This is a genomic window from Mycoplasma sp. 394 (assembly GCF_054353895.1).
In genome coordinates this window covers 1-16528 of record NZ_JBTHHL010000008.1, presented here as the reverse complement: position 1 = coordinate 16528, position 16528 = coordinate 1, and the positions used below count along the sequence as shown (strand labels likewise).

At 25.8% G+C, this 16528-nt stretch carries 12 protein-coding genes and 2 tRNA genes; 2 read left to right on the top strand and 12 right to left on the bottom strand.

Features of this window, described 5'->3' with window-relative positions:
• Positions 1–41 precede the first annotated feature (41 nt).
• The 3 genes from ACXYRQ_RS03310 to ACXYRQ_RS03300 are packed head-to-tail and all read right to left on the bottom strand — an operon-like array spanning position 42 to position 3680.
• Complete coding sequence (locus ACXYRQ_RS03310) at positions 42–1118, bottom strand: endonuclease (protein ID WP_458614819.1); 1077 nt, start codon at positions 1116–1118, stop codon at positions 42–44.
• Between the two features lie 9 nt (positions 1119–1127).
• Positions 1128–2696, bottom strand: coding sequence for an endonuclease (locus ACXYRQ_RS03305; RefSeq protein WP_458614818.1), 1569 nt, complete (start codon positions 2694–2696; stop codon positions 1128–1130).
• A gap of 57 nt (positions 2697–2753) precedes the next feature.
• Positions 2754–3680, bottom strand: a complete 927-nt coding sequence (locus ACXYRQ_RS03300) for an ROK family protein (protein ID WP_458614134.1) — start codon at positions 3678–3680, stop codon at positions 2754–2756.
• A gap of 186 nt (positions 3681–3866) precedes the next feature.
• Between ACXYRQ_RS03300 and ACXYRQ_RS03295 the strand changes: the two genes are divergently transcribed.
• Together ACXYRQ_RS03295 and ACXYRQ_RS03290 are read left to right on the top strand one after the other, a co-directional pair.
• Positions 3867–3952 (top strand) — tRNA-Leu (locus ACXYRQ_RS03295).
• 7 nt (positions 3953–3959) lie between these two features.
• A tRNA-Lys gene (locus ACXYRQ_RS03290) sits at positions 3960–4035 on the top strand.
• A 70-nt stretch (positions 4036–4105) separates the two neighbouring features.
• Here ACXYRQ_RS03290 and ACXYRQ_RS03285 read toward each other — a convergent pair.
• The 9 genes from ACXYRQ_RS03285 to ACXYRQ_RS03245 all read right to left on the bottom strand — a co-directional run bounded on the left by ACXYRQ_RS03285 (position 4106) and on the right by ACXYRQ_RS03245 (position 16319).
• Positions 4106–5173 (bottom strand): hypothetical protein, encoded by a 1068-nt coding sequence (locus ACXYRQ_RS03285; RefSeq protein ID WP_458597537.1) that lies wholly within the window; start codon positions 5171–5173, stop codon positions 4106–4108.
• A 351-nt stretch (positions 5174–5524) separates the two neighbouring features.
• Positions 5525–10183 (bottom strand): DUF4011 domain-containing protein, encoded by a 4659-nt coding sequence (locus tag ACXYRQ_RS03280; protein WP_458614817.1) that lies wholly within the window; start codon positions 10181–10183, stop codon positions 5525–5527.
• A 64-nt stretch (positions 10184–10247) separates the two neighbouring features.
• Positions 10248–10823 carry an SMC-Scp complex subunit ScpB gene (gene scpB / locus ACXYRQ_RS03275; protein WP_458614816.1) on the bottom strand — a complete coding sequence of 192 codons (576 nt, stop codon included), beginning with the start codon at positions 10821–10823 and terminating at the stop codon, positions 10248–10250.
• On the bottom strand, positions 10813–11580 hold the full coding sequence (locus ACXYRQ_RS03270; RefSeq protein ID WP_458614815.1) for a segregation/condensation protein A: 768 nt from the start codon (positions 11578–11580) through the stop codon (positions 10813–10815). The genes scpB and ACXYRQ_RS03270 overlap by 11 nt, the downstream gene beginning before the upstream one ends.
• On the bottom strand, positions 11564–12337 hold the full coding sequence (locus ACXYRQ_RS03265) for a lysophospholipid acyltransferase family protein (RefSeq protein WP_458614138.1): 774 nt from the start codon (positions 12335–12337) through the stop codon (positions 11564–11566). Before ACXYRQ_RS03265 ends, ACXYRQ_RS03270 begins: the two co-directional genes overlap by 17 nt.
• Positions 12338–12655, bottom strand: a complete 318-nt coding sequence (locus ACXYRQ_RS03260) for a 4'-phosphopantetheinyl transferase superfamily protein (protein WP_458597541.1) — start codon at positions 12653–12655, stop codon at positions 12338–12340.
• Positions 12656–12782: 127 nt separating this feature from the next.
• Positions 12783–13568: a hypothetical protein gene (locus ACXYRQ_RS03255; RefSeq protein WP_458614814.1), complete on the bottom strand. Its 786-nt coding sequence runs from the start codon at positions 13566–13568 to the stop codon at positions 12783–12785.
• Entirely contained in the window at positions 13569–14369 is an 801-nt protein-coding gene (locus tag ACXYRQ_RS03250) for a hypothetical protein (RefSeq protein ID WP_458614813.1), read from the bottom strand. It abuts the gene before it with no gap.
• A complete protein-coding gene (locus tag ACXYRQ_RS03245; protein ID WP_458597544.1) occupies positions 14370–16319 on the bottom strand; it encodes a S8 family serine peptidase in 1950 nt (649 codons plus the stop codon).
• Between the last annotated feature and the right edge of the window lie 209 nt (positions 16320–16528).

The following is a 16528-nucleotide window of genomic DNA, read 5'->3' as shown; positions in this document are numbered from 1 at the left end:
TGCAATTAGTAAATTTATAAAAATACCAAAAAATACAACTACTACTCTTTGATTACAGCATTATCGCCGTTTGAAACTAAAATACCTTTATCATTAAATGTGTCTGGCATTGCACCAAAAAGATTTGCAGGAAGGTTTGGATAATCTATAAATGGATTTCTAAATTGGTATTTTTTGAAAATTTCATTATTTCGGTTAATATCTACAGCATCAACTGGATCTTGCATATCTCACTTTAAAAGTGTATGTAAAAAATCATCTTTGATATAAGGAAAATTACTTATAAATAAATTATTAGATGCATCTGAATAAATATTTTTTTCATAATACATTAAAATAAAATATAACACACTACGAGCCACATCACCTTTAAATTTATCAATCACTTCAAACACCATTTGTCCTTTGTTATTTGTTCCAAGTTTTGACCCGTTCTTAAAGGTAAAAGTTACATTTTTTACTTCTCCAAAAGGAAAATTACCCCTTTTAGAGTTTACAAATGTATCTAATGGTCAAGTTACAAATGGATCGGGTTGCATCGGATCATCGCTTGAGTATCATTTTTCTGGTATTAAATGTCCACGCATTTGTGCAGTATTTTCAGATGATGAGTTAGCATTTTCTACAAAAGTTTGTTTTGAAGCAAAATTAGTTTTATCTGGTTGGGCTGTAAAAATATCTAAAATACTTTTATCTTTTTTATAATATAAATCTTTATATGCATTAGATTCATTATAAAAAGTTTTTAATGCTTCATATATAACTGAACCGTGTAAAATACCAGCCCGAATTCCGTGATGATGCATTTCTAATGCTCTTCATAAATCCATACCTTTTTTACCATCTGCAGATGCATAATAATTAGATGGTTTATAAACTAAATTACTTGTATCCGTCAAATTAATTGGACTTCTATCTTCTTCTGTTGTCACTGGGTTTGTTTTAGAACCTGGATTTGTTGTTTTATCAGCAGATTGTCCTGATGTAGTATTTTGATTATCGTCTTTATCACCAGACTTTTTATCCACCTTACTCGGATGTGATGCACAACTGGTTGCTATTGCAGCTGCAGCAGGGATAAAAAATGATAATGATAATAATTTCTTATTAAATTTCATATACTTCCTTTATGAATTTAGTATCTCGGATGAACCATTTGATACTAAAATTCCTTTGTTTATAAATGGTTTAGGATTTTTTGAAAATAAATTTTCAAAAAGGTTGGGATAATCGATAAAAGGATTTCTTAATCCATAAACTCGATATGTTTCGTTATTTCGATTGATATCAAAAGCATCGACAGGGTCTTTAGTATCTCAATTTAAATAAGTTTGCAAAAAGTGTGCTTTAATATTAGGAAATGTTTGAGTGAATATATTAGTTTCTTTATGATAAATACTGTTATCATGGTAAATTGTAATAAAATATAAATAACTTCGTGCTACATCACCTTTAAAAGCATCAATTACTTCAAAAACTTTTTGGCCCAGAATGTTTGTTCCTAATTTTGAACCATTTTTAGTTGTTAATTCTACATTTTTTACATTATCATGTGGAAAATCAGCACGCTCTGAATTTACTTTGATATCAGTTGGTCATACAAAATTCGGATCAGAACGCATTGGTAGGTTTTTATTAAACCAACTTTGTGGAATTAAATGCTCACGATTTGTACCTTTTCCTTCGGTATTAGCAGAGTCTCCACCTTGATAACTTTTATATTCATAAGGATCTTTACCGTTTGGATTTTCTGAATAAATATCCAATAAAGAATTATCTTTTTCATAATATAAATCTATGAATGCTTTTGAATCCTTATAAAATTCAGGTAATTTCTTATATGAATCTTTATTTTTTAATTCATTTAAATGTGTTTTTTGCAGTTTGCTTAGGGCTTCTCAAAGTGCTTTTCCACTTTTTCCATTTGCTGCTTGATAATAATTATCTGATTTATATTTTAAATTTGATATATCAACTGGATTTGGGATTTGGATATTAATTTCTTGTTTTGGTTGTATCTGAACTGGTGTTGAAACTGTTTGAGTAGTTTGTTTTTGCACTTCAAAAACTATAGAAAAAGTATTATCTGAAAGTAATGTAACTTTTCCTTTGGAAATTTTAGCAACTTTAAAAAATAATTTAAATTGATTATTTTCAGCTGTATATCTTAAATAATCATTTGGTTTTTCGTTATTTTCTTGCTTTGGTTGTTGATCATTTACCATATTATATGTTTTATCTATATTGACATCAAAAATATTCCTTAAACTACGATTCCCAAGGTTTTTTCAGTTTAATGACTCATCTTTATTAAGTTTGATAATTTTCTTATTTTTCCAATCATAAACAATTTTTAAATCACTCGTAGCAACTTCATTTAATAAATCTTGCTTAAGCAATGAAACCATATCTAAATGACTTGAAACAAAGTTATCTAATTCATTTCCACTAAAATTTCCTGATTCAGATTGGACCTTAGGAATCTTATTTTCTGTCTTTGGTTGCTGTTTATTCATGGGATTTTGAGGGGTTTGTTGTTTTTGGCCTCCTGATTCCTTAGGGATGCTTATTTCAGATGGTTTTTGTGAATTTTTGTCTGTTTTTTCTTGTGTAGAATTGCTTTGACTATTGCAACTTGTTGCTATTAGGGTAGCAACTGACGCAATAGTTAAAAAAGGTAATAAAAATTTCTTCATAATTCTCCTTATTACATCTTAATTATAAACTTTTATAAGCAGATGTGATTGTTTTGATTAATTTTCCATATTATTTCGCATTTTAGTTAAATAATATAGACCGATTAATGCAGAATCATCACCGTGTTGATCAAAGATAAGTTTGACATCTTTAAAATGATTAGGATCACTAATTAATTTTGCTTTTTCAAATGCATCTGTTACAAAATCTTTTTGAGCAAGTGCTAAACTTCCACCAACATAAAAATCATGTGGAGCCAACAAAGCAGCACAAGTAGCAAAAATATTAGTTAATACATCAGACGCTTCTTTAATTAAATTCATGGCTTTAGCATCGTTATTTTTAGCTAATTCAAACACCTCTTTTGCTGAATTTGCTATTGATAATGCTTTTGCCTTGGTTTCAATACCGCTACCTGAACAATGTAACTCTAATGCATAAGGATTTTTAAGACGATGTTCTTGATAAAAACCGATTTTGCTTGCAGGTAGTTGGGCAATTTCTTGTGCATAATAATCACGTCCATGATAAATTTTATTATCTATAATCAGTCCTGCACCAAAACCTGTACTGATAGTAAAAAATTGACTTATTTTATCTGAATTAAATCCGTTTGCTTTTACATGATTTGCTAAGGCCATAACATTTGCATCATTTTCAAAAACAATATCAGAAAGTGTGCTTGTTTGCATAAGATAACTTCTTACATCAAAATTTACTCAACTACCTGCTAAGTTAGGACTCTTTAAAACAATACCTTTTTGATAATCAGATGGTCCCGGAATGCATAAAGCAAGATATTTAATTTCATATTTTTTGATTTGTTCGATTATTCAATCACAAGTTCTTTCCGCTGATCGATAATCAGTTTGTGTTTTGTTCTTTTTGATAATGTTTCCATATTTATCAAATAGAGCAAAGCGAGTATTGGTTCCGCCAATATCAACAGCAGCATATTCAGAATTTTGTAAATGTTCTTTCATATTTTAATTTTACTTCATTTATTTTAGATATTTAAAAGTTTCTTTTAAATATCATAAAATTCTTTATTTGCTTAAAAATATGTGAAAAACTGCATTGTAAATTAATAGTGTTCATAAGAAAAATAAATAAAATAAAAATTATGTTATTATTCTTTTGTGCTATAATTTATAAGCAATTAACGAATTGCCCAGGTGGCGGAATGGTAGACGCAAGGGACTTAAAATCCCTCGGTCGCAAGACCGTGCTGGTTCAAGTCCAGTCTTGGGCACCAGGATTGTGCGTCCTTAGCTCAGCAGGTAGAGCAAATGGCTTTTAACCATTGGGTCAGAGGTTCGAATCCTCTAGGACGTACCATTTCAAGTAATTGACCAAAGGCCTTTGGTCTTTTTTTATACAAAAATATGTCTAAACCTATATTCTAGACTTAAACATATTTATTTAGATGCGATAATATTATTTTTTTAATTTTAGGTATACTTTCAAATCATTGTTCATCAATGAATATATATGAATATTTAATATGTTTTAAAAGACGTTTTAAAAGTCTACCAACCTTTTGCTGATCTAAATAATTTTTATTTATTAAGTTCATAAATTCAGTATTTATTAGTTCGTTTTGTCTTTTTTGACTTTGCTGTATATCTTTACTATTAATAACATTCAAACGGTTATTTTTAATAAATTCTGGATTTTTAAGAATAATAAAAGCTAAAGTTGTTTTGGGTTGTGAATTTAGAATAAAATTCATCAGTGGTTTATACCATATGTATCATAAAAATTTTTGTTTTTGGTTAAAAAACTGCATTTTTTCAAGCACATTATGAGCAATAAGTTCTTCAATTAAATGTCGATCAATTACAGAACAATCATATTTTTGCATCATCTGCTGTTGTCTAAGTCGATCAGTAAAAAAAGTTCATTGATATTTAAAAGCATTATCTTTTAAATCTTTTAAACATTCATTATATGGTTTTATTATTTTACTGCGATCATTTAGAATTTTAAAATTATTAGGAATTCAAAAATCATCTAATTTTGCTATTAAAGTTGATTTTCCTGAAGCCCCCATACCGATAAATGCTATTGAAAGTTGCTTGTTTTTACTGATAAAAAATAAATATAAATAAATAATTTGATATATTAAAATTAAAAGTATTTTTGATATATCTACTATTTTTAAAGAATAAAAAATAATTGCAAAAATACTAGATAAAAATGTTAATATATATGAAAATCTGATTCCAAAAATTAACATCAAAATAAAGACAATATAAATGCTTTCTGATATACTAAAAATTACTTTCGATGCTGTATCATAGGTAAAAAAGTAATTTTTTAAAGTATCTTTAAGTCAAAAACCTAAAAAATAAGTTAAATTAAAAATAAGAATAAATAAAATTATTAAAAATAAAATAGAAATAATATTTAACCGATAATATATAAATTTATTTCCTTTATTAGTTTTATTCCATCTTATTAATTGTTTTAACATTGATAAAGTTAGAATAATAAAAGTTATTAAAGTAGTAAATAAGTTAATATAATTTTTATAAATTAAATGGAAAATACAATTAATAACAAAATAAATAATAAAGTATATAAACGATAAAATATTCCTTTTAGCACTATTATATAGTGCTAAAAGATAAATGATACTACTTAGAGCATAAATTATTAAAATAATTAATTCATAACTGTTATTATATATTTGTATTTGTTTTAATATGATATTATATAGCATTAAAAACACTATAATTGGATAAAAAAACAAAATGATTCATAAATGTCTTTTCAACATAATAAAATTATAATAGTTTTAAAAAGTTGTATAAATAAAAGCAAGTTAATTTGCTTTTACCAGTTTATAATGCTCATTCGATATTTCTTCAAGTAGTTGGTTATCAATCATTTTATCGATTACTGATTTTATTTTATTTTTAGTGTTCACAGTTAATGCTTTATTGTTAGTTCGTGAAAGAATTTCAGTGCTAATACCTTTAAAATCAAACACATTAGCATATTTAAATAGTGTCAAAATTAAATGTTGAAGTTCACTATTATGAATTTCATTTATCGGTCTGCGTTCATCATCTTCATCTGATTGTCTAAAGATGAATTTAAAATTTTCTGAATCAGGATAAACAAATTCATCAGAATCTAAAATCAAATTATATCTATTTATTATAGACTGAGCAAAATCCTTTACTTTATTTGTTGTAGAATTTTCTTCTAATAAAATTTTTACGAAGGCAAGGAATTTATTGAATGTTAATGCTCCTGATTTTTCAAAAATTTTTAGCAATATTTCCTTACATTTTAATTTATTTCTCAAGCTAGAATGTAAATTAAATTCTACTTTATAGTGTCTTGCACTTTTTTGTATTGGTCAATATTTTTCAAAAATTTCAACATTAGGAATTTTATTTTCTTTTAAATATGTATTTACTAATGATTCTTGATGGACATTATTTGCTATTTTAGGTATACCTGTTTCTTGTTGCGATTGATTTGTTTTTGACATTTCTAATTCTTTTAATTTATTTAATATTTTTTGAACTTCACGATCCGGATTATTAAATCAATCAGTAGACCAGATGCGATGGATTATCCAACCACGTGTTTCTAAGACTTGTTGCCTTAAGCGATCTCTATCACGAGTTGATTTAGAAGAATGATATAAAGCCCCATCACATTCTATACCTAAAATAAACTTGTTTGTTTTAGGATTTACAATTCCTAAATCAATTCGATACCCTGAAACTCCGACTTGGGTGCGAACCATCAAGCCTTGCATTATTAGTTTATCATATACTTGTTTTTCAAAACCAGAATCAAAATGTATACTTACATCACCATTATTACTATCGTTATCACTTAGATTAGAAATACCAAATTCTGCATTTTTAATAAATTGCTCTAAGATTTTTATCCCACGACTTTCACTACGGAATCAGTCTATTTGCGAACTTGTGAAATTAGAAATTATATGCATTCCAATTTTAGAACGAGTTATTGCAACATTTAAACGTTTATAACCTGAATTACTTCGATTTATTGCACCAAAACTTGTTCCAAAACGATCCTTTGAAATTCTTTTTGCTTCAATTATGAAGATAACAATATCTCTTTCATCTCCTTGAACTCCATCAATGCTTTTAACAAAAAATGGTTCATCTTTATTTTTTTCATAGAAATAAGCTAATTCAGGATTGCTTTCTCTAAATTTTTCAATTTCTCTTTCAACTTTATCTAAGATATTAACATTAAATACAACAATACCTACAGAATACTTATCTCTATGAGTTTCAATAATATCTTTAAGAAGTTTTTTAGTTTCTTCAATTAATACAAAAATATCTTCTTTTATATTAAAAGTATCATTTTCTGCATAAATAAAGTTTAATCCCTCAAATTTTTTAGGGTTTCTTGAGTTAGGAAAGGTTATTAAATCTCTATAAATCATTTGATTTGATGTATGAATTAGTTCTTCGAATTTTGAACGGTAATGTCATTTTAGTCTTATCGAATCATATCTAGAAGCAACAAAATCAAGTAACGAGTCGTAACCAGATGAAATATCTTCACTTTCTTCATCAATATAAGTTTCGGATATGAGTTGTTTTTCAAAGAAGTCGGAAGCAGGCATTTGTTCTTGATCACCAACTATTATAGCTTGTTTAGCACGAAAAAGTGAACAAATTGCTTTTTCAGGTTTTATTTGAGAAGCTTCATCAAAAATCACTGTATCAAATTCAAAATCAATATCTTTAAATAAATTTGATACCATTAAGGGTGATAATAATAAACAGGGTTTTACATCTAATATAAAGTTATATGCTTTTTCAAAGATTTTCTTAAAAGGTAAAAAATTTCTCTTCTTTTGACTTTCTGCTTTAATTATTCTATATTCAGGGTTATTTCTAGATAAACTGAGTTTATAACTTAAATATTCATCATTTTTTTGTTTAACTTTTTGCTTTGAAAATGAAAGACATTCGATTTCTTTTTCACGTAATATATCAAGGTGTGTAGATAGAAATTGTGCTTGATTTGTTTTTACTTCATTTCATAATATACTTTGAATCAATATTTGATAATTTTTGCGTAAATAAATTTCTTGAAAATAATTTGTTATTTTGTTATTAATAATTGCATTTACAAATGAATCTAAGTTTATATATTTAAGTTCACTTATAGCTCAATTTAATTCAATATATGGTTCCAATGTATCATAAAAATTTTTTTGTAATGTTTGTATTTTTGATATTAATTGTTGGTAATCATAATTTGCATAATCAATTTGTTTTTTATCAAAAAATGAGATAAAGAGGTTCCAATTTGAATAAAATTTTTCAAAATCATTAATCATCTGATTAATATATGATAGGTTAGTCAAAAAAGAAATATAACCATTACTTTCTGTATCATTAAATTCAATAATTTTATCAAAGACATCAATTAATTCATTTAGTTTGTCAACATCATCTATAACAGATACACCTAACTTATTTCAAATTTCTTTTATATCTAAATTATTTTTTAAATATTGTGCAACCTTTTTGTATAAATTTGAAATCCCTTTATCTTGCTTAGATAAAACTTTAAACGATGACTTTTTAAGTAATTTTTTAGCGTATTTTCATGCTGATGAAAATATTCTAGTTCATGAGTTTTCTATGCTAGGTATTTTACTATTAATTTCTTGTATCTTAATTTGTTGTATTACATTAACATCAACAAAATGCTCAATAAATTCATCTAATAACTTGTTATTTTCACTTTTCTTATTAAATATGGTTTTTAAATTATCATTAATTTGTATAAATTCTGCATAGTTTGCAAATTTATATAATTGAATGTTATATTTTGTATATAAATTAAGTTGCATAAATATTTTTTGAAAATTGTTAATAAAAATATTTGAAGGTTTTAATAAAATATTATTAAAATATTCATTAATATTAGCAAAATTATTAATAAGGTTTCAAATACTCTCTTTTAATGACTGATATATTTGTTGGTTTTTTTGATTTATATTTAAACCATATCATACCGATGCTTGCATATCAAAATTTAATTCTTTATATGCTTTATAAAAACTATCTATTTTTTCAAGAATATTCTCATGTTCATTAAGTGACAATTCTGAGAAATTTCCTGTATAAAATTCTATATCAGGATAGTTTTCTAACTTATAATATTCAGAAATATATTCATATAAATTTAAGTTTTGTGGTTTTCTTTTTTTAATAAGTATTTCACCATATGCATCTAAAATGTCTTTGCTATTATTATGTTTTGCTAATAATGCATCAGTTTTTTCACTATCTAATTCATAAAATTTTGAATCTTCTATCGATGTTATTATATCATTAAGTATTTTCCTTTTATCAAGATCGCCATCGTGAATTGCAACTACATATTTTTCTAAACCTATTTTTTTAAGATTATTAAATACAACCTGCAATGCTGTATTCTTTTCTGCTACAAATAGTACTTTTTTATTTCTTGCAATTAACTCAGTAATAATGTTAGTAATTGTTTGTGATTTTCCCGTCCCAGGAGGTCCTTGTAAAACAAATGATTTACCTTTAATAGCATTTTGAATTGCTATTTCTTGAGATGAATCTGCATCTAGTCCACGATATTCTGTATTAACATCAATATGTGAATTAATGTTGTCAGAATTAATGGAACTAATATCATAATTACTTAAATCTCCTTTACCTTGAAATCCTTTGTAGAAATTGCTTTCAATAATTTTTTGACTATTCTTTTGGATATCTTCATATATAACAATCTTAGTGAAATCAAATGTAGAAATATAGCAATAATCAATAATTTTTCATCTTGTATCGTTAGGATATGAATTCAATATTTTAGAACTGAGTTCTTGGTATTGGGTATATAAATCTAAATTCTCATCAAGATTTCACTCCACAAAGATACCAAAATCTTCTTTCAATTTTAATAAAAGTGATTCATTTATTATTACATTACTTGTGTCTGTAAATTCAATCTTTAAGATATTTTCTTGTTTTTTTAATGTAATTGGAATAAATAAAAGCGGTGAATAATGGAATACATCAGAGTTTGAATCTTCATATCATTTTAATAACCCAATAGTAAAATAAAGAATATCAATAGAATATTCGTTTTTAAAGGTTTCGACTTTTTTATAAATGTTTTTTAATCTTGCATCAATTTCTTCGGTTTCTGAATTTGTATAAAAAATATTCGACTTAGTGTTATATTGTATTTGTGAAGATTCGTCAATTGTTTTTATTTTGAATACTTTATTTTCTGTGTTTTGAAAAATGGATAAAATTTCTTGAAAGGTCGGATTAATAATTTGAATTTGTTGTTTATTTTTAGTTTTAAAATTTGTGCTTTCACCTAGTGGATCAACTTTAAAAGTTATTGCGTTATTTCTGTTCGATAAATCCAATAATTTTTGTTTTCATTTCCTAAGATTAACATCAATATTAGTTTGATTTTTCATAAATATTATTATAGTTTTTTTTTTTTTTTTTGCGAAATAGAAAATAACCTATCTAAGTGATAGGTTATTTATCCTCTCTTTGGCTGGTAAATAAATCAAAATCATTTGCCTCATTTTCAACACCATCAACATAATTGAAATCATCTAGTTTTGGTAAATCACGTAAAGTAGAAATTTTAAAGTGATCATAGAATTTATTTGTTATCCCATATAATATTGGTCTACCAGGAGTTGGCGAAATACCAACCTCTTCAATCACACCTTTAACTAATAAAGTATTAATTACCTGATCAGATGCAGTTCCTCGCACTTTGTTAATTTGACTACGGGTTATTGGTTGTTTATAAGCTACAATTCCTGCTACTTCAATAGCAGCATTTGATAAACGATGTGGACGCACAACTGATACCATCTTAGTTATATATTCTTTAACACTTTCACGGGTAGCTAATTTATATATTTCATTGAATACTACAACTTTTAAACCACGATCTTCAGAGTTGAAATCCTTATGAAAATCTGCCATTACTTTTTTTGCTTCGTGTAAGGTATTTAAGTTAAATATTTCTTTAACTTGTTCTAAAGTAAGTCCATCATCACCTTGAATATATAAAAGTGCCTCTAATATTTTATTCTTCATTGAATTTTTCTCCTCTGGTTATTGAAATTGCATCAAATTGATTATCTTGTTTGATTAGTAAATACTGTTGTCTTGCTAAATCTAAAACTGCAATTAAGGTAATAACAAAGTGATTTAAGGTTGGTTGATTAAATACCATTTCAAAAGTTAAGGTTTGGTGTTGTTTTAATAAATTCTTAATAAACGGAAATTGATCGGATGGTGTTAAATTAAACTTTTCAAGTTTGGTTTGTCTTAAATGCTGTGCATAAACTCTTTCAAACATCTTACGCAGAACATTAATTAATTTTATCGGATTTGAATGTCCATCAAGTTTTGCTGAATCACTGTCTTGAATGTATTCATCAATATTACTTGCTTTTTTAATATAAATATCAGCGCGCTGACTTTGAAATGTTTTTAAAGCTTCACGAACCTGACGAAACTGCTCATATTCAACTAAATCTTGAATAAACAATTTCTTTTCTTGTTCTATTTCTTCATCCACTTCATCAGTACCTTGTAGGATCATCTTTGCTTTTAGGTTGATTAAGGTTGTAGCCATTACTAAATAATCGCCAGCAATATCAATTTCTGCTTCTTTTAAATGATTAATGATTTGAATATATTGAGTTGCTAATTCGATTAAATTAACTTCCATGATGCTTATTTTCTTCGCTTTAATTAACTCTAACAACAAATCAAGTGGTCCATCAAAATCAGCTAATTTGAAATTATGCTCATAAGAATAGTTAAGATTTTTATTTTTTAATTTCATCAGTATATCCTAACTTTGCAGCAATCATATCTTTTGCTTTAGTTGCAATTATTGCTGGTTCCTTAGTAATATTAGTTTTGGCTTTTAAAGTAGTTAAAAATGAAACTGTAACTTTGATTCTGCCATGACGTTTGAGACTAAAAGCATCTAATGTATTTGAGATAGCAACAGGAATCACATCCATATATGTATTATTAGCCATTTTATAGATACCTGATTTAAAATCACCTAATTTCTCTTCTTTAATGCGGGTTCCTTCCGGAAAGACAATTCCAAAAGTTTTTTGATTTTTGACAAAATCAGTAAATTCATCTAATGTACGAAGACTATCGCGGATATTTTTGTTATCTATAAAAAATGAATCAAGTAGTTGCATTGATTTATAAATAGTTTTACTTTTTTTCAATCCTTCTTTACCAATAAATGTAGGGACACGAGGCTTATCAATAAATTCTTGATTTGTTTGTTCTAATGCAGCAATCAAAACTAAGGCATCAATATATGATTTATGGTTAGGGGTTAAAATAATTCCACCATTATTTGGAATATTTTCAATGCCTTCAATAGCCAAATCAATATTATAAATTTTAATTAATTTCTTAGCAATTTTTAGAATAAACTTATAGCGTTGTTCACGAGAAACTAATTCAGGTGTTTTTTTATACTTACGCAGCATTGAACCAAGTTTCAATCAACGACACAATCATGCTAAACATGTAGCAAGAAACTTAATTCTAGTATCTATTGTAAATTTCATTTATTCCCCCATATTAATTACAAAAGCAACCAATATATCTTTTTCATGCGAAATTGTAATAATAAAATCTTTAAAGATTCATCTATTATTTATTTTTTTTATATCAATTTCTTTAAATTTATAATATTGATTATCTGCTTTGAAAATAGCTTCCTTTATTGCTCAACTTCGTGCTAAAAATAATTGCTTTTGCTTTTGTTTAAGTTTATCAAATTTAACTAATTCATCTGCAGAAAGCAACCTATCAATAAAAGAATTACTTTTGTTTACAAACCTGGAAATATGTGTTATATCAACACCTATTTTCAATTTATTCATATCTTAAATTATATTATAAAATTAGGTTTTTTAGTGTATAAAAATAAGCTAATTTTAATATTTTTTGCTTTTAAATTTATGTGTTTTGTTATTAAAACACAACAATATTAATATTGTTGTGTATATTTTATACTCGATCACCATATTTTGTTAAAAGTGTTTTGTAAATATTTTTAGTTTGAGTTTTTGTTAAATTTTCATCTATAAAAATCTTTTTTTCTTTATTAAAAGTAATTACAGTTAATTTTACATCTTTGTATAAAAAGTCTTTTTCATATTGTGGTGAACTTTGATATAACCCAAAATCTTCCACATAATATAAGTCATTTGGACTAACTACATCAAATATTAAATGAGTATCTGATTGGTGTGTAGGATCTGGTATAAGATATTTTTGATTGTATTTGTTTTTATCGTTTGGATCATGTCAATATTGAGCTATAAGTAAATTATTTTCTTTAAAGAAAACTTCAAGGTTTTGGTTATTTAAAAAAATATTAGAAAATTTTTGTAAATTAAGTTCAAGAATATCTTTTTCATCTAATTTTCGAATATCAAAATCTAAACTATATTTTTTACTATTATATAGTTCCACAAATAATTTACGATCAAATTTATTAAGTATTTTTTCCTTTAGGTCATCTAGTGTCTCAATAATAAGGTATGGCTGCTTAAATAAAGGTATCTTATCTTTGTTTCAAAGATAACTTCAATACTTACCAAAGCGGTCTTGGTTAGATACTATTTTATTTTGATTTTGATATCACTCAAGTAAATTATTAAATTCATTTGTGGCATTAATCTCTGCTTTATTTTCCGTCGGTTTTTTTGTTTCAACATTTGAGCAAGCAATTAAAATAGGTGCAATCATTGATACAGAAACAAATAATATCAATCACTTATGATGCTTCATTTATTTTACCTCATATTTTTTTTCAAGAAATTCAAAGAGATCTATAACTTCTTGCTTAGTTAAGTGATCATTTACAATCGGATTAATTTTAATATTTTTATTTATTACAGCAGAATCCATAAATGATGCACCTCCACTTGCAGGTTGGTAATACCTCGCAGGTTGCAATTGTCCAGTATGTACTTTAATAAATGAGATTTCATCAGGATTACTTCTAGGATTATATATCAAGTAATCTATTTGGGAATAGTCAATACGATAGCGAGCATGTCAAGATGTAGAAAGAACCAAGTTTTTTGTCTTAAAAAATTCATCTATTTTTTGATTATATAAATATTGTTCTTCGAATTTTTGTTCATTATACTTATTTATTTGCTCTTGTGTCATATTATTAGGATTAATTTTTCAATAATCATTGATATTAAAATCCCTCTCTTTTTCATTTAACCTTAAAAACATATTGTATATTTTCTTATAAAAATCTAGTGAAAACCTACTTAAATAATCATTCCGAACTTGATTGGAACTTGTAAATATTGTAAAATTATTCTTTAATAAGGTTTCAACACCATACCCACCATTATTTTCACCAGATTCTCATTTTAACATAAAAAAATCATATGGATTTCTTTTTATATTAGTTTGGGTTTGGTAAAGATCAAGTAATTCAGCAAATCTTAAACGATAATCAATATTTTCATCGTCGTAATTTATAGAAACTTTGTTACTAGAGCATGACAAAGCTATTAAAGAAGTTGATAAAACAGAAGATGCTAATATAGTTTTAAATGTTCTTTTCATTTATCAAGATACCAAATATGTCATTGCAATATTATCATCAATAGAATTTTCAAATAATGAATCTTTATATTTTACTACCCTTGCTCGATATAAACCTGATATATTTGCATTATGGATTATAAGTTCATCTGTTGAATCTTCTGTAATTATTTTTTTAATTTGCTTTCAATTCCCATTTTTATCTTTATATTCTAAAATTAAATCATAATCAGAATATAATTTTTGTTCTTGTCTTTTTAGGGTTTCATGTAATTTAAGTTGGCTGTCGTTTTTATGTGTACCACTTCACACTAAATCTGCAATTCCTGTTCCGATTGCAAAAAATGGAATTAAATATAGATATCAACTAAAATTCGAACTTGGTTTATTTTCTTTATTTTTAAGCAATCCAGCATTGAATAATCACGAACTAGCTACTCTTATGTTTTGTCCTTTATAAGCATAAAATTCTTTTGTTGCTAACACAGTTCCGTTTGTTTTTTTATCAATATTAGCAATTGTTAGATTATCAAACGCTTTAAGCATCTTTTCAAAATTAGGAATACCAGCTCCATATTTTAGTGAGTACCCATTACTTTTATAAGCTATATCATTATTATTCGGAATTCAAGATGCCACAGCTAAAATTGCTTTAATTGCTTGAATTCTATAATTATCATTATTAATTAAACTTTTCTCTCTTAATAATGTAGATATCAACCCTGAAATAATTGGTGCTGCATAACTTGTACCAATTTTATTATATTGACTATCACCATAACCCAATATTTTTCTTTTATATAAATAACCTGGTGCAACAACATTAGGTTTTGCTAAGTTTTTATATTTATCAAATAATAGATAATTTGAATATCGGGCAATATTATCAGATGATATTCCACGATATGAATCATATTCTAATGCTCCGACTACAATATTGTTAATTGATAATGATTTTGAATTTATTCATTCATTTCCTTTGTCACGGTTATCATTATCATTCCCGGATGCAAATACATTTATAATTCCATATTTTCTTGAAATACTATCCAAAAGTAAGTTATTTTCATTATATTCGCTACCTAATAAATCATAAATCGATCCATAACTATGATTTATAACTTTTACACCATTTTTAACAAACCATTCAAGGGCGCCTTCTCATTCTTTATCAGTTTTAAAACTACTAAAATACATTTTAGCGTATCTGTCAAATCCCTGACTACCAGCTGCAATCAATGGAACCTCTTGAGAATGATGGTTTAATTCAAGATTTTTATTTGTTATTAGAACCTCATAACCTCTGTTTAAAAAGTCATTATCCATAGTTTCATCAAATTTTCCACCAACTTCTAAAATTCCAATTTTAGATGTGGGTATATAACTTCTATGATTTTCTCGCTCTTTTTGTTTAATAAAATCCATAAACAAATCATTATTATTATTTATTTTTCTATAAAGTTTATAATATGGATCATATTGATTACTATTGCTTAGTTGTACAACACTTTGATCAAAAAGAACAATTCCTAATATTGAATCAAGTTTTTGTATTTTTTCAACAAAATTTTTTCGTTGTTCTTCGTTTTCAAAATAAAATCAAACAAACGGTGCTAACGAAGAAGTTTTAACATCTTTAAAAATTAGATTTGATTTTTTGATTTTTTCAATGAAATCTTGGTTCTTGTTTTTTAACAAATCCTCCAAATCATTTTCGCTGTTTTTGTCAAATTCATGTTTTAAAATAATTTTCAACTCGAAATTTTTAAGTGAATTAATTATAGTCGGATCAGAAGAACTTGTCTTTATTCTAAAATTCCTCACTTGAAATTTATTATTATGATAATTTTCAAATCATTTAATATCAGATTTTCCTTTTTCTTTAACTGAAAAAATCACTGTAGATGCTAAAACTAATGCAGTCGTAGGTAAAGCTCATAATAACATCTTTAATTTACTAAATCTTTTCATTATCAATTCCTTTCAGTTTTTATTATTAAAACAATATACTTATAATGTTCTAAATATAATTTCTATCATTATTTTAACATAAAAGCATATTTTTGTAGAAATATTCGTAAATTGAATAAAAAAATGCCCCTTAGGCATAGTTCTTTGAAAACTGAATAGTAATTATAATTCATTAAAATGTCTTGAATACATTTACTTTTAAACCTATC